The organism is Collimonas sp. OK242, assembly GCF_900107095.1.
Lineage (GTDB): Bacteria > Pseudomonadota > Gammaproteobacteria > Burkholderiales > Burkholderiaceae_D > Collimonas.
The window spans coordinates 1-22,830 of the sequence record NZ_FNOR01000001.1; the positions used below are offsets into that span (position 1 = coordinate 1).

Annotated in this window: 23 protein-coding genes; 12 read left to right on the forward strand and 11 right to left on the reverse strand. The window is 59.1% G+C overall.

Annotated features, from left to right (window positions below; translation table 11 throughout):
* Window positions 1-304 precede the first annotated feature (304 nt).
* From BLV81_RS00005 to sctU, 9 genes are all read right to left on the reverse strand, one after another.
* A complete protein-coding gene (locus tag BLV81_RS00005; RefSeq protein ID WP_092351177.1) occupies window positions 305-550 on the reverse strand; it encodes a hypothetical protein in 246 nt (81 codons plus the stop codon).
* 10 nt (window positions 551-560) lie between these two features.
* A complete protein-coding gene (gene hrpD5 / locus BLV81_RS00010; protein WP_092351178.1) occupies window positions 561-1,586 on the reverse strand; it encodes an HrpD5 family protein in 1,026 nt (341 codons plus the stop codon).
* 161 nt (window positions 1,587-1,747) lie between these two features.
* Window positions 1,748-2,638, reverse strand: a complete 891-nt coding sequence (locus BLV81_RS00015; protein ID WP_092351179.1) for a hypothetical protein — start codon at window positions 2,636-2,638, stop codon at window positions 1,748-1,750.
* The gene (gene sctS, locus BLV81_RS00020) at window positions 2,635-2,895 is read right to left on the reverse strand and encodes a type III secretion system export apparatus subunit SctS (protein WP_092351180.1); all 261 of its coding nucleotides are present in this window, start codon (window positions 2,893-2,895) and stop codon (window positions 2,635-2,637) included. Before sctS ends, BLV81_RS00015 begins: the two co-directional genes overlap by 4 nt.
* Window positions 2,896-2,899: 4 nt before the next feature.
* Window positions 2,900-3,547, reverse strand: coding sequence for a type III secretion system export apparatus subunit SctR (gene sctR, locus BLV81_RS00025; RefSeq protein WP_092351181.1), 648 nt, complete (start codon window positions 3,545-3,547; stop codon window positions 2,900-2,902).
* Window positions 3,531-4,658, reverse strand: a complete 1,128-nt coding sequence (sctQ, locus tag BLV81_RS00030) for a type III secretion system cytoplasmic ring protein SctQ (RefSeq protein ID WP_092351182.1) — start codon at window positions 4,656-4,658, stop codon at window positions 3,531-3,533. The genes sctR and sctQ overlap by 17 nt, the downstream gene beginning before the upstream one ends.
* A 26-nt stretch (window positions 4,659-4,684) precedes the next feature.
* On the reverse strand, window positions 4,685-5,311 hold the full coding sequence (gene sctP, locus BLV81_RS00035) for a type III secretion system protein SctP (protein ID WP_092351183.1): 627 nt from the start codon (window positions 5,309-5,311) through the stop codon (window positions 4,685-4,687).
* A 2-nt stretch (window positions 5,312-5,313) separates the two neighbouring features.
* On the reverse strand, window positions 5,314-7,236 hold the full coding sequence (locus BLV81_RS00040) for an FHIPEP family type III secretion protein (RefSeq protein WP_092351184.1): 1,923 nt from the start codon (window positions 7,234-7,236) through the stop codon (window positions 5,314-5,316).
* Between the two features lie 11 nt (window positions 7,237-7,247).
* Window positions 7,248-8,315, reverse strand: a complete 1,068-nt coding sequence (gene sctU / locus BLV81_RS00045) for a type III secretion system export apparatus subunit SctU (protein WP_092351185.1) — start codon at window positions 8,313-8,315, stop codon at window positions 7,248-7,250.
* A gap of 273 nt (window positions 8,316-8,588) precedes the next feature.
* Here sctU and BLV81_RS00050 point away from each other — a divergent pair, with 273 nt between their 5' ends.
* The 10 genes from BLV81_RS00050 to sctC all read left to right on the forward strand — a co-directional run bounded on the left by BLV81_RS00050 (window position 8,589) and on the right by sctC (window position 18,036).
* Window positions 8,589-9,059 carry an HrpB1 family type III secretion system apparatus protein gene (locus BLV81_RS00050; RefSeq protein WP_092351186.1) on the forward strand — a complete coding sequence of 157 codons (471 nt, stop codon included), beginning with the start codon at window positions 8,589-8,591 and terminating at the stop codon, window positions 9,057-9,059.
* A gap of 10 nt (window positions 9,060-9,069) precedes the next feature.
* On the forward strand, window positions 9,070-9,489 hold the full coding sequence (locus tag BLV81_RS00055) for a hypothetical protein (protein ID WP_092351187.1): 420 nt from the start codon (window positions 9,070-9,072) through the stop codon (window positions 9,487-9,489).
* Window positions 9,490-9,498: 9 nt separating this feature from the next.
* Complete coding sequence (sctJ, locus tag BLV81_RS00060) at window positions 9,499-10,278, forward strand: type III secretion system inner membrane ring lipoprotein SctJ (protein ID WP_092351188.1); 780 nt, start codon at window positions 9,499-9,501, stop codon at window positions 10,276-10,278.
* Window positions 10,275-10,988, forward strand: coding sequence for a type III secretion protein HrpB4 (locus BLV81_RS00065; RefSeq protein ID WP_092351189.1), 714 nt, complete (start codon window positions 10,275-10,277; stop codon window positions 10,986-10,988). Before sctJ ends, BLV81_RS00065 begins: the two co-directional genes overlap by 4 nt.
* Complete coding sequence (gene sctL / locus BLV81_RS00070) at window positions 10,973-11,743, forward strand: type III secretion system stator protein SctL (RefSeq protein ID WP_092351190.1); 771 nt, start codon at window positions 10,973-10,975, stop codon at window positions 11,741-11,743. Before BLV81_RS00065 ends, sctL begins: the two co-directional genes overlap by 16 nt.
* On the forward strand, window positions 11,740-13,062 hold the full coding sequence (gene sctN / locus BLV81_RS00075) for a type III secretion system ATPase SctN (protein ID WP_092351191.1): 1,323 nt from the start codon (window positions 11,740-11,742) through the stop codon (window positions 13,060-13,062). The genes sctL and sctN overlap by 4 nt, the downstream gene beginning before the upstream one ends.
* 9 nt (window positions 13,063-13,071) lie before the next feature.
* Window positions 13,072-13,557, forward strand: a complete 486-nt coding sequence (locus tag BLV81_RS00080) for a hypothetical protein (protein ID WP_092351193.1) — start codon at window positions 13,072-13,074, stop codon at window positions 13,555-13,557.
* An 89-nt stretch (window positions 13,558-13,646) separates the two neighbouring features.
* Window positions 13,647-14,504, forward strand: a complete 858-nt coding sequence (sctT, locus tag BLV81_RS00085; RefSeq protein ID WP_092351195.1) for a type III secretion system export apparatus subunit SctT — start codon at window positions 13,647-13,649, stop codon at window positions 14,502-14,504.
* 143 nt (window positions 14,505-14,647) lie between these two features.
* Complete coding sequence (locus BLV81_RS00090) at window positions 14,648-16,120, forward strand: helix-turn-helix transcriptional regulator (protein WP_092351197.1); 1,473 nt, start codon at window positions 14,648-14,650, stop codon at window positions 16,118-16,120.
* Window positions 16,121-16,167: 47 nt separating this feature from the next.
* Window positions 16,168-18,036, forward strand: coding sequence for a type III secretion system outer membrane ring subunit SctC (gene sctC, locus BLV81_RS00095; RefSeq protein WP_255364830.1), 1,869 nt, complete (start codon window positions 16,168-16,170; stop codon window positions 18,034-18,036).
* 290 nt (window positions 18,037-18,326) lie between these two features.
* Here the strand turns inward: sctC and BLV81_RS00100 are convergent, their stop codons facing one another.
* The gene (locus tag BLV81_RS00100) at window positions 18,327-19,169 is read right to left on the reverse strand and encodes a hypothetical protein (protein WP_092351201.1); all 843 of its coding nucleotides are present in this window, start codon (window positions 19,167-19,169) and stop codon (window positions 18,327-18,329) included.
* A gap of 551 nt (window positions 19,170-19,720) precedes the next feature.
* On the opposite strand from BLV81_RS00100, the gene BLV81_RS00105 reads away from it, so the two are divergent.
* Entirely contained in the window at window positions 19,721-20,545 is an 825-nt protein-coding gene (locus tag BLV81_RS00105) for a hypothetical protein (protein WP_143036232.1), read from the forward strand.
* Window positions 20,546-20,585: 40 nt separating this feature from the next.
* Here BLV81_RS00105 and BLV81_RS00110 read toward each other — a convergent pair whose 3' ends face one another.
* The gene (locus BLV81_RS00110) at window positions 20,586-21,335 is read right to left on the reverse strand and encodes a GntR family transcriptional regulator (RefSeq protein WP_092351205.1); all 750 of its coding nucleotides are present in this window, start codon (window positions 21,333-21,335) and stop codon (window positions 20,586-20,588) included.
* Between the two features lie 100 nt (window positions 21,336-21,435).
* Between BLV81_RS00110 and BLV81_RS00115 the strand changes: the two genes are divergently transcribed.
* The gene (locus BLV81_RS00115) at window positions 21,436-22,617 is read left to right on the forward strand and encodes an esterase-like activity of phytase family protein (protein ID WP_092351206.1); all 1,182 of its coding nucleotides are present in this window, start codon (window positions 21,436-21,438) and stop codon (window positions 22,615-22,617) included.
* Window positions 22,618-22,830 lie beyond the last annotated feature (213 nt).

Consider the following 22,830-nt stretch of genomic DNA (forward strand, 5'->3'; position numbering starts at 1 on the left):
CCGACGATATCTTTGGCTGCCTTCAGACCCATCGTGTGCACCTTGGCCAGGGTGTTAGCCAGGTTGATGGCGTTTTCTGCTGCCGCTGCCGCTTCAATTTCAGCGATTTGTGCACCTGTATCCAGACCCTTAATTGCTCCTGCCATTTTGATTCTCCTTGATGAAAAACATGCTTCGATTTCGAAGCGGGCTAGATGGGCTCCGTGAGAAGCCCGGCTAAAATGTGCAATTCCCGCATGGGCATCACACAAAACTGAGTCGATGCCGTGAAAAACAGCTGCACGGCATTGAAAACTGATAAACATTACGCAACTTGTTCTACTGCAGAGCGGCATAATTCGGCTGCCGCTCTCAATCCATCCACTATCACGCTGCCGGTCTGGCGCTGGCTCGGATCCATGCTGGCCCGGTTGGCCTCGGCGGCGCTGAGCGCCATCTGTTCCAGCGCCTGTGCGACCGCATTCAGCTCGGCGGAATGGGCCGGATCGCCGGCTAACTTGGGTAGCGCATTTAAAGTATTGATCAGCGGTTCTGTCATATATTCGTACATTGCAATCACCTCATTGGAAACGGAGCGAAGCGCGTTGCGGCGAAACGAAACTTTTCGTACCGTCGCTCGACGCGAAATATTGCAGGCCGTCGACTGCCAGCGCGGAACCGATATCCTTGGCGGTAGCGATTTCGTCGGCACGCATGACGTTGACATCGACCTGTTTGACCAGCGGCCCCAGGTCGGCGCGGAATTGCTCCACAACTTTCTGGATGGCCTCGGGGTGCAGCACGGTTCCTGTCACAGCAAAGACGCCGTTGCCCCTGTATTGCACACTGACGTCGGGGGCGCGCAACGATTCCTTGAGATCGCGCACCACTTCGTCCGCTGCCCTGACGTTCCACTTCAGATGTCCGGCTGCGAAGGCGTGTGCCGCCTGATAGATCCTGGCTGCGGCATCCTCCTGCTTTACGATGCCGCTGACGTTGACCACGCCATCTTGCTCGGTAATTGTCAGGTCGTCTTGATTCAGTTGCGCCACAGCCAGTTTCAGTCTTTCCAGCGACGCCTGCGGTGGTGGCAGAACGCCGCTCCGCAGTGGATTGGTGCCGGGCACAATCATCGCGGTGGCGGTCACGGCCGCCAGCAGCGAGGAGGCCAGAACCAGCCAGCTGATGGTTGCGTGGCGGGCCCAGATGGGGACCGTCTTGACCGGATGCAGAGATGGCGGCGCCTGGTCCGGTAAATTTTCCGATGCGGCTTGCTGAGTAGCTGGCTGAATGGCTTGCGGAGAACAGACCATGCGCAGCAAGCTGATGTCGGACGGCCAAGTTGCGTCTGCCGGCCCTGCGCACAGGACAATATCGTTGAAGCTGCGGGGCTCGAAATCTTCCAGCCGGGCTTGCGGCTCGCTGTCATTTGAGACGCCTATCGCGACGCTGCCTTGCTCATCCAGCGTAAGCAGCATGGCCGGTGCGTTCCAGTCCGAGATCTGAATTTCAGACTTGGCGTCGCAACCGATCGTGGTGTCGCCATTGGCCAGATTGATCACTGCTCCGGAGTGACGGCCAGTCAATACGCGAATCTGTTTTTTCATGGACTAACTCCCTTGTTCTGCTGTTGAATCAGGATCAATCAGGCTGCCGCTGTAGTTCACCTTGCAGTTCACTTTGCTGTACTGCTTTGATATAAGTCTATCTTCGTGTTCTGCAGGCCAGCAGCCAAGGCCCGAATTTATTGGCTGGCGAACGAACTTGATTACCATCCGCGGCCGCGCAGAATAAGTGCCGAAAGCTTCGCCACACCGATCGCACGTTCCATGTCTGTACGCTTGCGGGACAGGTTCAGCAGCAGCAACGGCAGCAGCAGATTCATTGTTTCCTCGGCGGCAGTGCATGTTCGCCGGGATGCCAGGCCGGGCCGCAAAAACAGGGCGGCGGAGGGCGCATCGCCACCTTTAATTACTGCCGGTACGGTTTGCTTGCCAGGTTCGATCAGCGCCACCAGGCTGTCGCGCACCGTATGTAAAGTAGTTGGCTGCGCGCGGGCGGCAGCCGGCATTTGCAAAAATTCGCGCATGATTGCCAGAATCCTGTAGCTCGTGCCTGATTGCGCCTTACCGGAAACCAGCTTGTCGCGTGCTCCGAGCATTGCTGTTTCGGCAGCCGCCTGGCCGTGCAATCGCAACTTGGTGTCATGCGCCAATGGCCAGGTGCCGAGTAATAGCGCTTCATCTCGGATCGGACGCCTGGCGGCCCGCATGATGTTGATAGAGCGGGCCGGGTCCGTTGCATTAAATTGCATGGGCCAGGCAGTGCCTGCACTGCGGTGGCGGCTTTCGCGGCGATCCCGGTCGGATGAGCGGCCGTCGTCGCTGGATTGGCGAAGATTTATTGTGCTGATTTCTGTACGTTGCGAGGAAGTATGCTCTTCCAGCATCATCAGCAAATCTTCGCTCATGGCGCCTGATTCGAGCTGCTCCGGTTCGCCGCCGGCGCCGCGCCGCGCGGTCTGCCGCCTGGCGCGCAGGGCGGCAGACCGATGGCGATGGTGGCCGGGAATTGGCAGTTGGACCGGCAGCTGGATCGGCTGCTCCTCATCTTCCGCCTGATGCGGACTGTTCCAGCCGTCGATACGCGTGATGTTCATGGGAATATCACTTGAAACACGGAACGCGCATAGTTCTGGATGGCGGCGGCGGCCCACGGTGCGGCGATAACCACCACCACCGTCACGACTATCATTTTAATGCCCTGCGAGATGCTGGAATCCTGCAGCGAGGTAATCGCCTGCAGAAAAGCAATCACCAGGCCGGTGATTGCAGCAACGCCGACAACCGGCAGGGATACCAGCAGGGCCAGCGTCAATGCCTGCGTCGTCAGGTGGGTGATTGCGTCGTATTCCATGTCTTCACCGGTAGGTAGATATGAGTCCATGGACCAAGGTGGACCAGCCATCCAGCGATATGAACAGCAGCAGCTTGAATGGAATCGCGACGTTGCTCGGATTGACCTGGGATAGTCCCAATGCCATCAGCACGTTGGCGATCACCAGGTCGATCACGATGAAACACAGGTATAGCAGGAAGCCGATCTTGAAAGCCGCAGTCAGCTCACTCAATGCGAACGCCGGCGCCAGCACGATCAAGTCGTCCGGCTTCAGCTCTGCGGCGCGTTCCGGCGGCCAGATCTGGCGTGCCGAGCGCATGAAAAACGCCTTCTCGCGCTCGGACGTGTGCTTGCGCAGAAAGGCGCGGAACGGTTCGCGCGCGGCGTCGAACAATGGCATGATCTGCGATCCGGCAGTTTGCTCGCTCGATAGCTGCGCATGCTTGACAGCTTCCATGCCTACCGGCGCCATCACGAAGCATGAAATGATGATGGCGACGCCGTTCAGCACCGAGGTCGGCGGCACTTGCTGCAAGCCGAGAGCGTTACGCAGCAGGCCTAGCACGACCACGATTTTCGTATACGACGTGACCACCATCGCGGCGAACGGCAAGATGCTAAGGGCGAGCGCTGCGATCAGCAGCGACGCGATATCAGGAGTGCCGCTCATTGCGCTCTGCCATGCGGTGGATTTGCAAACCTAACTGGCCGCCGATTGCCACCAGTTCGCCAAACGCAAGAACCTGGCCATGCGAAACCAGCCGGATCTGGGCATCGTCTACCGGTATTGGGAGTTCCAGGATGCAGCCGGGTTCCAGCGCGGCGATTTGCGCTATGGGCAAATTGAGCGTGACAATCTCAAGATGGACGGGAATCTCAAGCTGTCCGACATCGATCTGCGCCGCCGGTTCTGCCGCGTCTGCCGCTTCCAGGTCCGCAGGCTGATCGTTGTCTAGATTGTAGGTCGTCGTCATAGGTTTGTTCTCCAGGGTAATGGTGTGTGCCGCGACGCTCGCCAGCGCAGCGGCGCACCAGCCGTTGCTGATGCCCCAGCGCAGCGCTACATTGTCGATGGGCGCGCCGCGCACATAATTTCCGCGCGGCTGCCAGCCGAGCAAGATGTCGCCGCAGCGCAGAGAGGCGAGCAGGGTCTGGCTGCAATTGCGGCTGCGCAGCCGCAGATGCGTGGGCAGGGATAGCGCGGGTAATACTTGCGTGTTGCTGAAGACCTTCAGCCATTGCCGTTCGAGCAGGGTCGCCAGCGCTAACGGCAGATCGGTAATGACAACAACATCAGCAAAGTCAGTAACACCGGGGAAAGTGTCCGCCGATGCATGCCGGAATTCAAACGCCAGCCCCTGCGCCAGCGTCGATTCGCCAGCCAGCGTCAGTTCCGCAACGGTTGGTTGCGGATAACCGTTCGTCGCCAGTTTTTCGAGCAGCGGCGCCAGCCATAGATTGGCCAGCGCGATACGTCTTTGGCGGTCGCTGTCGAGCGCGATCATTTCAAGTGCCGGATGGCTGGCCAGGTCGACCAGTGCGGTCAGGACGCCGTAGGCGGAATCCAGGCGCAGCGTTGCAGCGCGTTTGAAGCTGACCGATACTGCCGGCAGCGCGCGCAGTTCGATGCCGGCGGCGCGGGCCGCCATGCGCATCGTGCTGCGCGCATCGAATAAGCCTCGGGATAAACCGGCCAACGCTGCCGGATAGAAGCGCAAGCGGTTGCCGATGGGGGTTGCCTCGCCTTGCTCTGTAACTTGTTCCGTAACTTGCTTATGCATAGGAATCCATCTCTTTTCTGAAGGCTCTAGGCCGCCTCGATGTCAATCTCGAGGCTGGCGCCGAGCCGGGAACGCAGACGCCGTTGCAATGCGTCCGTGTTCAGGCAGATTAGGTCATTGGCCCGCGCATTACCGCAATCAAAGCGAAGCGACAGCCGGAATGGCGAAAGTTTCAGTTGCAGGCTGGTCTCAGGCAGGATGGCGGGATTAAGCACGATGGTTACTTCCCATATCCCGCCTCCCTGAACCGCCGGCGAGGAACAGAAGTTGGCGATGCGCTCAGCCAGATGCTCGACCACCAGATCGGCCTCCGCCGCCTGCGAGCATTGCCGGATCATGCGCGCGCGCAGGGCGGTCAGCCCATCCCGCTCGGCGTCGCTGCCGGCCGCGGCAGCCGTCGCTGTAGCTGCAGCCTGGCTGTCTTGGTCCGCGATGAAGGGCGGAGCGTCGTCCCGCTGCTCCGCGTCGTCATCGGTCGATCGACCTTCGGAGCCGGCGCAGGGACTATCTGTCAGAGCCTGCCGGGCGGCGCCGAGCAGTGTGTTGAAACGTGCCGTTCTCTGTCGTGCGGGCCGGCTTGGGGTCGTCTCGGAATGGGTTGTGGGAAGTCGCAGGATCCGCAATTCGCGCGCCTGCCGGAAGCGGTTATCCATGGCTAGAGATTAACCACGCCGACCGGCTGCAGCTCGACATTCGCTCCCAGTTCCTGGAATGAATACACCTGCAGCGCCGGAAAACCTTGCTCGATCATGCGCCGGAAATAACGCCGGATATCCATTGCCGTAACCACCGCGACGCCAGCCGCAGGCTCGTTGCCGACGGCGCTTTGGACGGATTCCAGGAGTGCGTCGATTTGCTGCGGTTCAAGTGTCAGGAAATTGCCCGCCGGGGTCGGCTTGATCGCCTGGCGAATCGTCTGTTCGACATCGGCGTCAAGCACGATCGCCTGCATTTTTCCGGTACCTGCCGTCGCCCGGTGGGCGATGAAGCGGCCAAGATCGCCACGCACGTATTCGGTCAGCATCAGAACGTCCTTTTCCTTGGCACCCCATGCAGCCAGGCTTTCCAGGATTGCCCGGATATTCCTGATGGGTACGTGCTCCTCGAGAAGACGCCTGAATACTTCCGCTATCTTCGGCACCGTCGAGACTTTCTGCACCTCTGCCACCAGGCCCGGATACTCGGCGCCGACACGGTCCAGTATCCACTGCGTCTCTTGCAGGCCGACGAAGAGATGCGCTTCACGCCGCACCGAGTCGAAAACATCGTCTACCAGCGCCTTTTCGCGTTGACTGACCGACTCCGGCATCTCTACCGGCGGCAACGGCACCTCTTGCAGCAGGATCTGGTAAGACAGGCCGGTCAAGTTGTCGGCAGTCCAGACCGCAGTGCGCGGAAAAGGCAGGCCCAGCTCTTCCACCAGCCGCAGCCGTATATCGTTCAGGGCCTGATTCAAGGCCGTCTCGTCAAGCCGGCCGCTCAGGTTTTTCGACAGCCGCAAGGACAGCGGAACGGCGAACGCGGGCGCGTGCTGGGCGATGCTTGGCGCGTTGCCTTTGACGCCGTCAGTGACCAGGGCGGAGAGTTCGGTCCCGGAATCGGGCTGGGTTTTCTGCTGCTTGCGGCGCAAGTTGTAGCCGCCGGCGAAGATCGCGACCGCCAATACCAGGAACAAGGTGGTCGGAAAGCCCGGCACCATTGCGAAGCCACATAGCATTGCCGAAGCACTGAACAAGGCATTCGCGTTGGTCGACAGTTGCGATGCGATATCCATGCCTAGCGAGCGCGGCCGGCTGTGTTCGTCAGCCACGCGGGTGATCAAGATGCCGGCCGCGACCGAGATCAGCAACGATGGAATTTGCGAAACCATCGCATCGCCGATGGAAAGCACGGAAAAGCGGTTGGCAGCTTCGCCGGCGCTCATGCCATGGTAGCTGACGCCGATCACCATGCCGGCCAGGATGTTGACCATGGTGATGACCAGGCCGGCGATGGCGTCGCCCTTGACGAACTTCATTGCGCCGTCCATGCCGCCATGCAGCTGGCTCTCGATGGCCAGCAGCGCACGCCGTTGCCTGGCGTCTTCGACCGAAAGATTGCCTGCCTTGACGTCGGCGTCAATGCTCATCTGCTTGCCCGGCATCGCATCCAGGGTGAAACGTGCGCCCACCTCCGCCACCCGTTCCGAGCCTTTGGCGATGACGATGAACTGCACGGTGGCGATGATCAGGAACACCACCAGCCCGACCACCAGGTTGCCGCCGACAACCAGTTCGCCAAAGCTCTCGATGATGTGGCCGGCTTCGGCGTTGAGCAAGATCGATTTGGTCGAGGCTATGTTAAGCGACAGACGGAACAGGGTGGTAAACAACAGCAAGGACGGAAAGGCCGACAGCGATGTGGCGCTGGGAATGTACATCGTCACCATCAGCAGCACGATGCTGATGGTGATATTCAGGCCCAGCAGCATATCGATCAGGAAAGTGGGCAAAGGCAGGATCATCAAAGCGATAACCGAGATTACCAGCGCTACGATGCCGACTTCGCCGCTGATATTGAAGAGGCGCGACGATTTCATGTAAATCTCCTTCAGGCTGGATTGACAGCTGTGGTGTGGCCTTTGCCCATATCGTCAACCCAGGCCAGCACTGCTGCCACCGCGTCGAAAAGGGGTTCGGGGATCGTTTCTTCCAGGGCAACCAGATACAGCGCGCGTGCCAAAGGCGGGTTGCCGACAATCGGAACGCCATGCAGGGTTGCCAGTTCACGGATGACGCGCGCTTCTTCATCGGTTCCCTTGGCGATGACGCGCGGCAAGCCGCATTCTTCAGGCACGTAGCGCAGGGCGACAGCGTAGTGGGTCGGATTGACCACCACCACATTGGCCTGTCCTACATGCGATTTCTGCGGCGCGTTGGCAAGTTCTTTTGACAGTTTTTTCAGCTCTTGCTTGATTTGCGGATTACCGTTGCTTTCCTTGTTCTCCCGTTTGACTTCATCCTTGCTCATGCGGTGGTCCCTAATGAACAACCAGCGCTGGATAGCAAAGTCGGCCGTGCCTATCACCAGGAAAACGACGGCAGAGATGGCGAGCATCTTGCATAAGGCGCTCCAGGCGATGCTGTCCAATCCCAGGATTGGCTGGTAGACGACGCCGATCAGCAAGGGCAGCAGTATCAGCACGGTTTTCCACAATACCGTGCTCAAAATGCAAGCTTTGATCACGGTTTTTGCCAGCTCTATCATCGAGCGCATCGAAAAGATCCGCTTCAATCCCGATGCCGGGTTGATTGAATTGAATTTCAGTTCCAGCGGCTTGAAAGCGAGTTGCAATCCGACTTGTGCGGCAATGACGGCGGCTGAAATCAGTGCCGCCAGCAGCGCTATGGGCAGGCAAAGAGCCAAGCCGCGCATGCCGGCAGTCACTAGCGCATCGGTATAACTAAAATTTTCCGATTGTGCATTTGCAACGTCGAGCCCCATGCGCAGCAGCAGACGCAATTGTTCTGTCATGACAGGGCCGCCCAGCGAAAAGCCGATCGCCGCACTGAACAGAATTGCCGCAAACGGCAAATCCTGGCTTTTCGACGTTTCGCCGTCGCGCCGGGCGTCGGTCAGTTTCTTTTCGCTGGGTTCTTCGGTTTTTTCGTCGGACATGGATGTATACCGAAATAAGGTGTGGAGCGATTATTGAACCGGTGCGAGGCCGGCGAGAGCGTGAATGCGAACCGATGCGCGTTGTGGCGAAGCAGGAGGGCATTGCCGTCTTGGGGAAGTTGCAGCGCAGCGCGATGTTTCGCTAGTTGCGATGCCGGTTCGTATCTGCAGCGGAAACGGCTGTGAAGTTGATTTACCTTCTGGTACTACCTACCGCGTAGTGCGTGCTGTTCTCAAGGCGGCGTGCGGGGGTTTTTCTTCGAGGAGCCGGATATGAAGACGGGAAATTGCAGTAACGAGCTGTTAACGGGGTTGATCGAACTATTGATGTTCGGCGCCAAGCATAACTATATCGAGCCAACCGAGCGCCTGCTGGCGGCAGTGCACCTGATGCGGCCGGGTTTTATCGAATTGCGCGCGTACGACGCCTGGATACTGATACGGCAGAGGCGTTTCTCCGACGCCGTGCGTCTTTTGCGAGAGCTTGAGCAGCAGCCTTTGCGAGGATCGTTCGGCCCTTACGTCAGTTCGCTGCTGGCGATCTGCCTGGCCAACCAGAACGATGAGTCCTGGCGTCACTATGCCAATGAAGTCATGTCGGGCAAGGAGGATGCCGACTCGATTGAGCTCATGACTACCCTGATGGGGCAGGCCGGCGACAAGACGGCGAAACGGCCGCCTGTGGCACAGATCGATAAGAGTCAATTGCAATTTTTGTTACAACACCGGCATCTGCGGGCTTAAGGAGATCAATATGAGCATGACAATTCCACCACTGCCACCAGTCTCGAGCACGCCCGCAATGCAGGGTGGTGCGGGCGCTGCCAAGGAAACCGCGGCAACCGCGCCAGCGCCGGCGCCACGCAGCGATCTGGTCGAACAATTCCGCGCCAAGTTCGAGCAAGCGCGTCTTTCGCCGCAAAGCGTGACGCACTTCCAGGGGCCTTCTGCGGTATCGCAAATGATTACGCAACAAGACCAGGCCATGGGAACCTTGACCAACAAGGTCGACGCCTTCGCAGCGGGCGCCGACAAGATGAGCATGCAAGAGGTGGTGGCGCAATCGGTAAAGGTACAACTTGACGTTGCCACCCTGACGGCCAAGCTTTATCTGGGACAAACGCTTGCGCAAGGCAGCAAGGGCGCCATACAGACCTTGGTCAAGAATCAGTAGGAGGGCCAGATGCCACACTATCCATCGTTGGTCCGCAGGCTCCGCGTCGTTCTGATCGCTGTGCTTAGCGTCGTGCTCATCAGCGGTTGCAGCGAGCAGTTGTTTGCGCAATTATCCGAAGCCGACGCCAACGACATGCTGGCGGCGCTGCTCGACGCCGGCATTTCCGCATCCAAGCAGAAAGACGAAAGCGGGAAAAGCTGGTCGGTGAAAGCAGAAGAGCAAGATTTTGCGCGGGCCATCAATGTGCTGCGGTCACACGGGATGCCGCACCAAAAGCATGAAAATCTTGGCGAAATGTTCAAGAAGGATGGCTTGATCTCCACCCCTACCGAAGAGCGGGTGCGTTTTATCTATGGCGTATCGCAGCAGCTGTCGGAGGTGCTGTCAAGGATCGACGGCGTCAGTTACGCCAGTGTCCAGATCGTCCTGCCGAATAACGATCCATTGGCGAACGAAGTCAAGCCGTCGTCGGCAGCGGTGTTCGTCAAGTATTTGCCTGGAACCGATGTCGCTTCGCTGGTGCCGAGCATTAAGAACCTGGTGGTGCATGCGGTGGAAGGACTGACCTACGACAACGTCAGCGTGACGATGGTGGCCGGCACCGATTTGCCAGCCGCGGGATCGGGGCGCCGCAACGGCGGCGACGGCTGGCTGATCGGAGCCGTGCTGTTGCTTGCGGGAATTCTGGCCGCAGCGCTGGCGTTCGCCGCCAGACGCCACGGTCTGCTGCGCAAGCTGGCGCCAGGCGGCTTGCGTGCCTTGGTTTCGCGGAGCAAGCCGTCTTGAATGCCAGCGATGCTAGCGACGTCAGCGACCCAAGGGAAAGCGGGCAAGCAACGCCGGCCCAGCTGCATGCCTGGGTTGCCAGATACGAAACCAGGTTGCGCGAGGAGGCGGTGCGCCAGGCGCAGCTTCATTGCCAGCGCTGGCGCCAGGCTTGCACTCCTGCCGCTGTCCAGACATGGCTCGCCGCTCGCGATGTCTGGCTGCCAGGCGTCGTTTCGATCGAGCAGTTGAGCGTGAGCGTCAACCGGCTTGCTTTGCTGGATGCCGCCGGTTTGCGTAAGGTCTTGTCGGCTCGTGCGCTGTACCGGTCGCGCGCCAGTCTGCGCCGGGTGGTGGCCCGCAGCCAGTGCGAGCAGCTGCTCGCTGCGGTCGGCGAGCATGCGCTGCAACGTCTGCAGCAGGCGGATGCGGTTGTCGGCGGTTCTGCGCCGCCGCTGCCTGAGTCTTTCACCGCAGTGTCGCTGGCGGCCGATGGCTGGCAACTGATCCAGTCCGAGGATGCCGGCCTGGCTTCGGCTTCGGCTGCGCTGGTGGCCTCTACACTTGCGCTGGACGAGATGGCCGGCGCTGGCATGGCAGGCGTTCCAGGCGCAACCTGGGATAAGCACGCGCCGATGCCGCCCAGCCAATTTTCCAGCGGCGACGAGTCGGCGCGTTTTTTTGCGAAACTAGGATCGTTCTTTCCGGAGATGCAATGGCTATTTGGCTAAGCTCGGAACAACCGTCCGTCGGACCCGACGTAGACGTGATACGCAGTGCAGAACTTGCCAGCGTGGTGGCCCTCGATCAAGCGTATGGGGCACTCGAACGGCGTTATGCCGGACTGTTGGCTGATGCCGAAGCCTCGGCCCAGGCCATCGTAGCCGCAGCGCAGCAACGGGGGAATGCGCTTGAAACGGCAGCGCAACGCCGCTTCGACAACAGCGCGCGCCTGGGCTACGCGGCCGGCCGTCGGCGCGGCCTGGCAGAGGCGCACGACGCCATGCTGCGCCAGGCGGCTTCGCAGCATCAGTTGCTCTGTGCCAGCCGCGAGCGGATCGCACAGATTGTTACGCGTAGCGTCGAGCGCGTGCTCGGCACTGCGGATCCCAAGGCGCTGTTTGCGCAGGTTGCCGGAACCGTCGACCGGCTGCTGGACGATTCGTCGTTTTTGACCGTACGGGTCGCTCCGCAGGATCTGGAGGCTGCACGAGACGCCTTCGGCGCGGCCTGCAGCGCCAATCAATGGGGCGTCAATCCGCAAGTCGTGGCACGCGCCGAGCTGCTGCCGGGAAGCTGCGTCTGCGAGTGGGATTACGGCGTGATCGACGGCAGCCTGTCATTGCATGTCGATGCGCTGCGGCGCGCTGTTGCCGGTTTGGTTAGCGGCCTGGTTTCCGAGCCGCAGTCACAGCTCCTGCAACTCCACGAAGACAATCCGCTGGACCAGGATGACGCGCCGGCCGAATATGAAAGCATGGAATGATGGACGGATTCGATAGTTTCCTCGACACGCTGGACGCCACGCTCGATGCGACGCCTATGCTCAAGCAACATGGCAAGGTGGTCGAAGTCATCGGTACTTTGCTGAAAGTGGGCGGCCTCGACGCTACGTTGGGTGAATTATGCGAGCTGCGCGAAGCTGACGGGCGTTTGGTGCAGCGCGCCGAGGTGGTCGGCTTCACCCGCCAATTCGCGCTGCTGGCGCCGTTCGGCAGCGTAGTCGGTTTATCGCGTTCGACACGGGTGGTCGGACAGGGCCGGCCCTTGTCCGTGCCGGTGGGCCCGGCGCTCATGGGCCGCGTGCTGGACGGCCTGGGTGAGCCGCTGGACCAGCTCGGAGCAATCGAGACCAAGGATTTTCGCTCAGTCATCGCGGCTGCCCCGGATCCGCTCACCCGCCGCATGATAGAAGAGCCGCTCGACACTGGCGTGCGTGTCATCGACGGCTTGATGACGATTGGAGAAGGCCAGCGGGTCGGCATCTTCGCCCCGGCCGGCGTCGGCAAAAGCACGCTGCTCGGCATGCTGGCCCGCGGTGCAGCCTGCGACGTGAATGTGGTGGTATTGATCGGCGAACGCGGCCGCGAAGTGCGCGAGTTCATTGAATTGATCCTTGGCAAGGAGGGCATGGCCAAGAGCGTGGTGGTATGTGCGACGTCGGATCGATCGTCGATCGAGCGCGCCAAGGCTGCCTATGTGGGCACTGCGATTGCCGAGTATTTTCGCGACCAAGGCATGCGCGTGCTGCTGATGATGGATTCGCTGACGCGTTTTGCGCGAGCCCAGCGAGAAATCGGCCTGTCGGCTGGCGAACCGCCGACACGGCGCGGCTTTCCCCCCTCCATTTTTGCCGAGCTGCCGCGTTTGCTGGAACGTGCCGGCATGGGCAGCGTAGGTTCGATTACGGCGTTTTATACAGTGCTTGCCGAGGACGAAGAAGGCAACGATCCGGTCAGCGAAGAAGTACGCGGCATCCTCGACGGTCACATCGTTCTGTCGCGCGCTATCGCCGCACGCAATCACTATCCTGCGATCGACGTTCTCAACAGCTTGAGCCGGGTGATGACGCTGGTAGCGAGCAGTGCGCATTGCAACGGCGCCGGCCGGGTGCGCAAGCTGATGGCTAAGTTCAACGAGATCGAGTTGCTGCTGCAGATCGGCGAGTATCAGCAGGGGACCGATCCGCTGGCCGACGAGGCCATCTCGCATCACGACGCAATCGAGCAATTCCTGATCCAGGGCACGGACGAGGAGGCGCCGGGTGCGCATACGCATGCGGTCATTTCGCAGTTTTCCAACTGATAGCGCGCAATGAGCGTTGATGCTGCAAAAATATGGCGGGCAATTGTCGCCGCGCAGACGCGCCGCCAGCAGCGCGCGAAGGATGAGCTCGAAGCTGCCCGGCAAGACATGCTGGCGGCCGAGGCGACGCACGCCGCAGCCGTTGCTGAAACAGAGCAGGCTTGCGAACGCCGCCGGATTCACGAAGATGGCTTGCAAGAGCTGCTCTCCGCCAGCTTGTCGGCGGCGCTGTATTTAAGCCACGACGCCTGGCGCAGTCATTTGCGCGGGCAAGTCCAGGCCTTGCAAGTGCGCGAGCGGCAAGCGGGCGACGCCCTCGAAAAACAGGAGCGTAAAGTTGCCGCGTTGCGCAGCAAGCTGGCCCGCATAGATGCCGCGCTCGACAAGTGCCGGCACAAGCTGAAACAGATTGAAGACGAAACGCGCCGCCGCCGTGAGGAAAACGCCGACGAGGAAGCGATTGAAACGCTGCTGGCGCGGCGCGCATTAAGGTGAACTAGCGGTGAACTCGCATATGCCTTGCTGCAGCATTCCCGCGTCCGCCGCAACGACGAAATTCTTGGAACCCCCTAAGGCAGATAACGATGAATGAGTTAACGGTTCTGAGCAATACGCTGCTGTCCTTGTACACGGCGTATCACAATTTGATCGTCATGATGCTGCTTGCCGGCATGCGCATCATGATTGTATTTCTCGTGTTCCCGCCCACCAGCGATCAGGCGATACCCGGCATAGCCCGCAACGGCGTCATCTATCTGCTCACCTATTTTGTGACAGCGGGACAGAATCCTGAAGCCTTTGAAAATCTGAATAGTGCGACGCTGCTGGTCCTGACGGCAAAGGAAGCTTTCCTTGGATTGGCGTTCGGATATTCCGCAGCCATAGCCTTTTGGATCGCGCAGAGCGTTGGCACGCTGATCGACGATCTGGCCGGATTTAATAACGTACAGATGAGCAACCCGCTGCGTGGTGATCAAAGCACGCCGGTGTCGACCGTGCTGATGCAACTTGTGGTCACCCTGTTTTACGTTGGCGGCGGCATGATCTTCGTACTTGGGGCTTTGTTCGAATCCTTCAAATGGTGGCCGGTGGAGCAGCTCATGCCATCGCTTTCAAGTACCGCCGAGGCATTCCTGATTCAACGCACGGACTCTCTCTGGATCGGCATCGCCAAACTCGGTACGCCCATCATGCTGGTGCTGGTATTGATCGAAATAGGTATAGGCTTGATTTCGCGCGCGGCAGATAAACTTGAACCGAACTCGCTGAGCCAGCCGCTGCGCGGTGTGGTCGGCCTGGTGATGGTAATCGCGCTGGCGTCGGTGTTCGCGGGACAGGTCGTGAACGATATTAAATTCCTGGGTTTCGGCCGCGCGCTAAGCGCTGGCATGGTCGGCAATCCGCAAGATAAATCGGCGCCGGAAAATGCATTGAAAAAGTGAAGATTGTTGTGGAATCAGATGTTGTTTGTTGAAAATTGCGGAGTTGCTTTCGCCTATGATGAACTTGTCGCTGGTGTCATTCATTCGGCAGCCGGCAACGGATCGTCTGATTTTTTTTGACAACCTACACTGGAGTAACGTTCATGTTTTCCACCGTCTATTTTGCGCTCACCTCGGCGCTTTCACTGCAAGATAAACTTCCCGCCTATTCGACCGCGTTGCTCGACAGCGCTTTCGATCGCGCCTACTGCCAGGTCGACGACGTGCTTGAATGCAGCCGCCGCGATCTCACGGCTGATGATATTGCGCGCTTGATTGCGCTAGGCGATTCGTCGCTGCTGCTGGGCCATGACGAGGATGCCGAAGAGGCATATCGTCGCGCACAAAAACTGCTCGGGGCCAATGGCGACCGGCTGCGCATCATGTCTTGCCGGAATACCGGCTGGCAGCTGATGCTGCGCGATCGCTACAGCGCCAGCGCGAAATGTTTTACGCGCATGTGCAACGACGAGGCCGCCACCGCCAGCGATGTGCTGGAAGGTTTGCTGGGGATCGCACTGGTCCAGCATCAGATCGGCCACCAGACTGCGGCGGATGATGCGCTGGTGCGTGCGGCAGAACTGGCCGACGGCCATCGTCAGCCCGGCTGGCGGTTATTGGTAGCGCTGCTGGCAAGAGAGTTCGACGTACAGTTGCAGATCCGCGGCGCCGCGACCTTGGGCGATCATGCGTTCTGGACTTCGGCGCGCAGCGCCAGCATGCAGTCGGCCGGCGAGCGCATTGCGCGCATGCGCCATGTGCATGAGGCGACTGCCGTCATGTCGCCTATGCCGTTGTTGCTGGTGCAGCGCGGGGAATATCTTAATTTGCTGGATCGCCTGGTGCAAGGCGACGCTAGCGCGGCGGACCGGCTTTTTTTCGCGATTGACGAACCGCAACGCTTCGGCGGCGCCGGCCAGGGTTTCCTTGCCAAACTCGACGTCATACTCGCGGCGCTGGCGGGCGGACTCGACGACATTGCGGATCGCGTCCTGGTCAAGATCAATCGCTCTGAAGGAGAGGCAGGAACGCGGCGCTGGAATGTCGAGTATCTGTATGCCTCATCGAAAGTTGCAGTACGGCGAGGCAATCCAGCTCAGGCGCTGCAGTTCTATTCGAAATATGCCAGTGAGGCCTTGCGATGCCTGCGCCTGGAGGCGGTCGAGGTGCGGCCGCTCGATAGAGCACACGGCGGGGCGCACGGCGGCTCGCACAACGGGGCGGCGGCTAGCGACGATGTTTCGGCCCGCCTGCCGGCAAAATACCGGCGCGCATATCGCTACATTGTCGATAACCTGAATCGGGCAAATCTGAGCACGCGCGAGGTTGCAGCGCATGTCGATGTCACCGAGCGCGCCTTGCAGCTGGCGTTCAAGCGATCGATCGGCGTCTCGCCCAGCAACGTGATCCGCAGCTTGCGGCTGGATGGCGTTCGCAATGATTTGCTTGACGGCGATTGGGCCGGGGCGTCGATCTTCGATACGGCCAGCCGCTGGGGTGTCAGCAGCCGGTCCGCGCTGGCCAAGGGCTATCGAAGGCAATTCAACGAGTCGCCATCCGAAACCATCTACGGCTGAACCCAGAGGCGGCTCTTTCGGGCCGCCCATCTCTCTCATACCTATTCATGACAAACACTCCTCTGATGTGCGGGCAAGCGCACAGCGCGGTTTCATATCTGCGCAGACAGCGCAGCGCGCTGTATCGACAAATCTCCTGGGTATTGCCGGTAATTCTATGTGTGGCGGGGGCCAGCGCCGGGGCTCAGCCGCTGGTCTGGAAAAGCCAGAGATTCCAGTACGTGGCTGATCATAAGGACCTGAAGGATGTCTTGCGCGATTTTGGCGCCAGCGAAAATATCATGACCTCGATTTCTTCTCATGTCGACGGTTCCGTGTCAGGCCGTTTCGACAGTTCTCCTGAGCAGTTCCTGGACAAGATGGCCAATACATTCGGCTTCATCTGGTATTACGACGGCGCGGTGCTCAGTATCGCCGGCGCCAACGAGGCCCGTAACGCGACCATCAGCCTTAAGCACAGCAATGTGACGGAAATGCGGCGCGTGCTGGGCAGCCTTGGCATCGCGGACCGGCGTTTCCCTATCCGCTATGACGGCGAAACAGGTTTGGTGATCGCATCCGGGCCGCCGCGATATGTAGAACTGGTGTCCGATGTTGCCCGTTTGATTGATCAAACCTCGGCCCCTAGCGATAAGATTGTCGTGCAGCGTTTTCCTTTGAGCTATGCCTGGGCCACCGACCGCACCGTCACAATCGACGGCCAAGGCGTGACAGTACGCGGCGTCGCCTCGCTGCTGCGCGGCCTGTATTCCGCGAATGGCGGCGGCCAGGGAGCAGCCGGCGACGCCGCCCCGGCGCCGCGCGATACCTACCGCATGAAGAGCCTGCGCAGCAGCGGCAACAACAACAGCAATGCGCTGGCGTCCGGCGCTAACGCGCGGCCGCCGCTGCCGACCTTGCCAGGGCTCGATAATTCGCGCCAGCCTGCTGCAGAAGTTCCACCGCTTCCCGCCGGCGCCACGGCTGGCCGTGCCGACGGCAACACCGCCGAACCAGGCGCGGCGTCTGCCGCACCGGTGATTGAAGCCGATCCTCGCAGCAATGCGATTTTCGTGCGCGACCGGGCCGAAAACATGCCGGCTTTTCAAGCACTGATCGAATCGCTGGACCAGCGCCCCGGCGTTCTTGAAATAGATGCGACCATCATCGAGATCACCGACAATGCGCTGAAAGAGCTAGGCGTGGATTGGCGGCTGCATTCCGGCCACATGGATGTGCAGACCGGCAACGGCGCCCTGGCCCAGACCGGCAATCCCGACTCTCTCAATCCTCAGGGTTTCGGCAATCCGGCCAACCAGACCAGCACCGGGCCGATACTCTCCACGCCTGTAGGCGGCGTGCTGACAGCCGTGATCGGCGGCGCCGGGCGTTACTTGCTGGGGCGGGTCACGGCGCTCCAGCAAAGCGATCAGGCGCGCGTTACAGCCAGCCCCAAAGTCGAGACGCTGGACAACGTCGAGGCAATCATGGACAACAAGCAAACCTTCTATGTGCCGGTTTCTGGCTACCAGTCGGCGGACTTGTATAGCGTATCGGCCGGCGTTTCGCTCAGGGTATTGCCGATGATCGTACCCACTTCAAGCACTGAGCAGATTCATCTCAATGTGCACATCGAGGATGGCCAGCTGAGCACGCAGCAGGTTGGAACGCTGCCGATTGTCAGCAACAGCACGATAGACACGCAGGCGTTGATCAACAACGGCGAGAGTTTGCTGATTGCCGGATACTCCGTCGACCAGGATGACCATGCAGAAACTGCTGTGCCAGGTTTGTCGAAAATCCCGTTGATCGGCGGCCTGTTCCGTTTCAAACACCACCAGGGCCAGCGTTTCCAGCGGTTGTTCCTGTTGACGCCGCGGATCATTGCCGTGTCTGGCCCTTCAGCGGCGAACGTTACGACCAGTTCAGTCCGCTAGTGTCCTGGGTTTTAACCTGTTAATAATCATCTAGGTCAGAGTCATCTAGGTCAGAGTCATGTGACCTCACATGACGGATTCGGAGAAAGACAGAGCGCACTGAGTGGTCTTATTTTTTTAGCGATGAGGCAGGTACTCCGTGGCCCGCTAGCGCAGTTCGGCTTTGCTGGCGTCTTTTGAAATGGCAGGCAGCTAAAAAAATGCATCCTTCCTGCTTTCGCAGGAAGGATGCATTTGGCTTATTCGATGCAGTCTTGATGCAGCGTAGCCTGCATCGAATCAATTGTCGATCATGCGAATGAATGCTGACGATGCGAGGAGCGATTGTTGTCCGTGTTTTTCTGATTGCGGCTGACATCAGGCGCCAATGCCACAAACGGCAGGACATTCGAAATTGCGTCCGCAGTTTTTGGATTCGACGCCAGTTTCGATTCCGCGAATTCTCCAAGCTTCGAAACCACTTCACTTTCAACAGTTTGTTTGACGCCTTTCAGCATCTCGCCCACATTGCCGTGCATTGCGCCGGCCACCAGATCGTCGATCTTGGCGTTGCCGATATGGGCGGCAACCATCACCTGGCTCGCCATGTCTACCGCCAATCCTTCCGGCGTCATATCGGCCGCCACGGTTGCCAGGTCTTCACCCACTTTCAGCATGTCGCCCATCGCCGCCTTCATGTTTCCATGGGCGAGATCTTTCAGCATCTGAACCGAACCGGTGGCGATGCCGACGGTGGAATCGGCGAGCGTCTTGACCGTCGAGTCAACTCCCTTCTCGACATCGTCGGTGACTGTCTTGATCTCTTTTTCAGCGCTGCTGACGAATTTGTCCAGGCCTTTGGATATATGCAAATCGCCAAGCATACTCATCGCCAGGGTGGCTTCCTTCGTGACCAGGTCGCCGGCTCCCTTGACTACGTCGTCCGTAGTTTTCAGGAAATCCTGCAGGGCTTCCTTGAAATGCCCCTCCATCAGCGCTTCTGTCATCTTCATCGTATCTTGCAAGATGTGCTCAACGTCTTTTTCCATCGTTTTGACGACGCCTTCGACGTCGTGGATGGCGGCCTTGGCTACATGCTCGATGTCATGGCCGACCTTCTCGAAAGCGTGTTTGATTTTTGAAAAAATGCTCATGATGTTTCCCCATTAGATTGATTACCAGAATGCTAGGCATAGCCCGGCATTTAACGATGCGGTTAGATAATGTTCTGTCTTTTTTTCAAAGCGGCAATACCTCCTTGGCTGGAAATTGAATTTGTGCGGTGATGTGTGCCGCGACGGTGTTGAACAGATGCTGCTTCGCGTGTTTCGTCTTCGCCATTCCGGCGACGACGCATGTCCGGAAATAAGCAGCGCATGCGGCGGTAGTCGGAAATTCCGTCGTACGCCCGCGTGTTCCGGTGCACAGGTTAGGGGATTTGGGGATGCGGAGCAGTCGGTAACCGCGAAGTTTGGGTCATGCATCCGAAGCGGCATTCACTCCGGCTATAGCACGATGACGGCATCCTGCTGTTCAGGCTGGGATTTCTGTTTGCCGTTGTGAAAAATCATGCTCGATAGCGAAGCGCCGGGTTGTGCGTTGCGCCTCTTCGGAAACTGGTGCGAAGTTTCGCTGCGGCAGGACGAGTGGCCGGGTGCAACTGTCAAGCTGCAAGCCATACTCTCAACTTCTTATGGCGTTTGCTATGTCCTTACATTTTTCATCGCGCTACCGTTCCTCAGCTGGCACGGCAACGACTGCCCCGATCGCGGCGATCGTTGCCATGACAGACGCCGAGGCAACGATCGCCGCGCTGTTCAACCCGGGCGACGCCATTGCACGGCTCGGCAGCGTGCGCGAGATGACCGCTCTGTTGCAGGTGCGGCTCGAGAAATTATCCAGCGCAGGTGTCGCCGAGGGTCTTGCACCGCATCTGCACCTGGAGCTTGTCGTGCGCAAGTTGAATCTGCTTTTCGGCAGCAACTGTGCGGCGGCGCTGGCGGCTCTCCACAGCCTGATCATGGCGTGCAGGCCGCTAGCCGCTACGGGAGATGCTTTTCACCTGGCGCGTGTGCTGGCAGGTAGCGTCACCGGCGCGGCAGCTCTAAGTGCGTTGCTTGGGGCGCCGGTCCGGGATGCCAGGCCAGGTTCATCCGGTATGCGAAGCGAGGCCGAAAAGCAAGCGCTACGCGCCGCCAACTATCTGATCGCAGTCGCTCCGCTCGATATGCTGGTGCCGCGCAATATCGGTGAGACTGCCGAACTCGCGCAACGCATGCTGCCTGCGCATGAACGCAGCGAAATTGCTGAACCATTGCCGGCCGGCGCATACCGGGCAACCATTCCGGCCAAAGCGCTGCTCGCTGCGGTGGAGTTGGCGCGCAATCCCGGCGCCGCACTGTTGCCGCACTTGAAACTGGCCTATTTCGCGTGGTGCAACGGCTTTCATGAGGAGGGCCCGGGTACGCCGCTGGATAGCGCGAAAGAACATTTTTTTGCGCTGTCGAGCCGTACCCGGCTGGCAAGCTAGGTTTTGGTCGTGGTATGAGTGAGTGAAAGTTAGCGAAAAATCAATCGCCGCTGCGTTTTGCGATGCGTGTTTTATAGCGATAGCTCGATAAATACTTCATTAAGCAATATTCAATAGGCTCACGGCGATCCGACAAGGTGACTCTTTCGCAAATAAGCAAAGGATCAGCTTTCTGGATGCCCAATAAGCGCGCATCCTCCTGCTCGGCGGCGCCGGCACTGAGATTTTCGACCGCCTCGGCAGGAGTGAAGCCGAATTTTTCAGTCAGCAGCTTGTATAAGGAGCCGGCTCGCTCGATCTGGGAGAGTGTCAATTTTGCTCCCGGAGGCAATACGAAATAGGCGTCGTGCAAACCAACCGGAACATTGTCCATCAGGCGGATCCGATGTACGCGGATCAAGGGATCGCCCGGTCTCACGTTCAGCAGGCCTGCAATCGCCATCGATGCAGCAACCGGTTCGACGCTCAGAACGCGCTGGCCCGGGACGCTGCCCCGGTTGCTTGCATCTTGCGAAAAGCTGTCAATAAAACGTGTGGTTCCGCGCACGATGGCCGGCGCCACAAAAGTGCCACGGCCGTGTCCGCTGTAAATTATGCCGCGCTCCTCCATATAGCGCACCGCTTTGCGGACGGTATCGCGACTGACCTCATAGCGCTCCGCCAGTTCGCGCTCGGAAGGCAATGCCTGGTTGTCAGCGAGCAGGCCCTGGCTGATGGTAGTGCCAATAATATTGGCCAGCCATTTGTAGCGCGGCAGGGTTGGCGCTGTTGTATCGTCAATTTTCATCATATCACCCCATGGTATGATGGTACGTACCAATTGTCAATAATCGAAATTTCCTTTAAGCTGCCGGACATCTTCTCTTCCCCACATTCAGATTGCAATATTCATGCTGATCAAAAATATATCATCAAGCGCGTGCCTGTCCTTGGTGTTGCTTTGCGCAGCCTGTGTCGGCATCGAAGGCGATCACCTGCAGCAGGCGTCTGCCAGCCGCAGTGTTGCCAGTTTGCGCTTCATTGGCGAGCAGCGCATCCCCTTGGACTATCCATTCAGGGGAAGTATTGTCGGCGGCTTGTCCGGAATTGACTATGATCCGCGAACGAATAGCTGGGTAATGGAAAGCGATGACCGTTCGGAAGTCAATCCGGCGCGCTTTTATAGTGCCCGCCTGGACTATGATAGCGAGGGCTTTCATGCTGTCAACCTGACTGGCGTTACCTATTTCAGGCAGACCGACGGCAGCCTCTATCCCGGCGTGGCTGATTTTTCCCGGCTCGGCGGAGGTCATGGCGGCGAAGTGCCGGACATCGAGTCGATCCGTTTCGATCCGCAAGACAGCAGCATCTGGTATTCCAGTGAGGGCTATCGCAAGCTGGGGATGGGGCCCTTCGTCAAGCAGGCCAGCCGCGACGGAGCTTACCTGGCATCGCTGCCGCTAGCGCCGATGTTTAGGATCGCGACGGATCAAGAACTCGGGCCGCGCGATAACCTCTCTTTTGAAGGGTTGAGCTTTTCGCCGGACGGCAGCTGCCTGTGGGTAGGAATGGAAGCCCCCTTGTACCAGGATGGCCCGCTGGCCAGCGTGCAGTCTGGTGCGGTGGCGCGCATCACCAAATACACGCGCGGCGGCAAGCTGCTTGGGCAATATGCTTATCCGGTCGATGCCATCCCTTTTGCGCCGGCCGGTAAATATGCCGACAACGGCGTGTCCGAAATTCTGGCAATCAACGACCACCAATTGCTGATGCTGGAGCGGGCAGGAATTCAAAATAGCGAAGGTATATTCAAATTCTATATTCGCATCTACGAAATGGATGTCAGCGAGGCAAGCGATATCAGCCGGATTGCATCATTGCAAGGCGCAGCCTATCAGCCTGCAAAAAAACGTTTGATCCTGAATTTGAATGAAAGCAATCTTCCGTATGTAGATAATCTGGAAGGTATTGCATGGGGACCGCTGCTGGCCAACGGTCACAATAGCCTGGTGCTGGTTTCGGATAATAACTTCAACGCGACGCAGGTAACGCAGTTGCTTGCGTTTGAAGTGATCCCGAAACAGGCGCGATGACAAATTCTTGCCGCGCTTGCCCGGCGCGGGTGCTGTAGTTTTACCCTCTGCATCATGTCTTTTCCAGGAAAATACGGCTGCGTAAGTATGTAGGCAATGCCGCGGCATTTTCCAGGTTCGACCATCCTCTTCCTCCTGCGTTCCCTCTTTTCATAACCATGCCCGGCAATGGTGCGGTCATGATCGCCCATGCGCAAATATTGTCACCAAGTA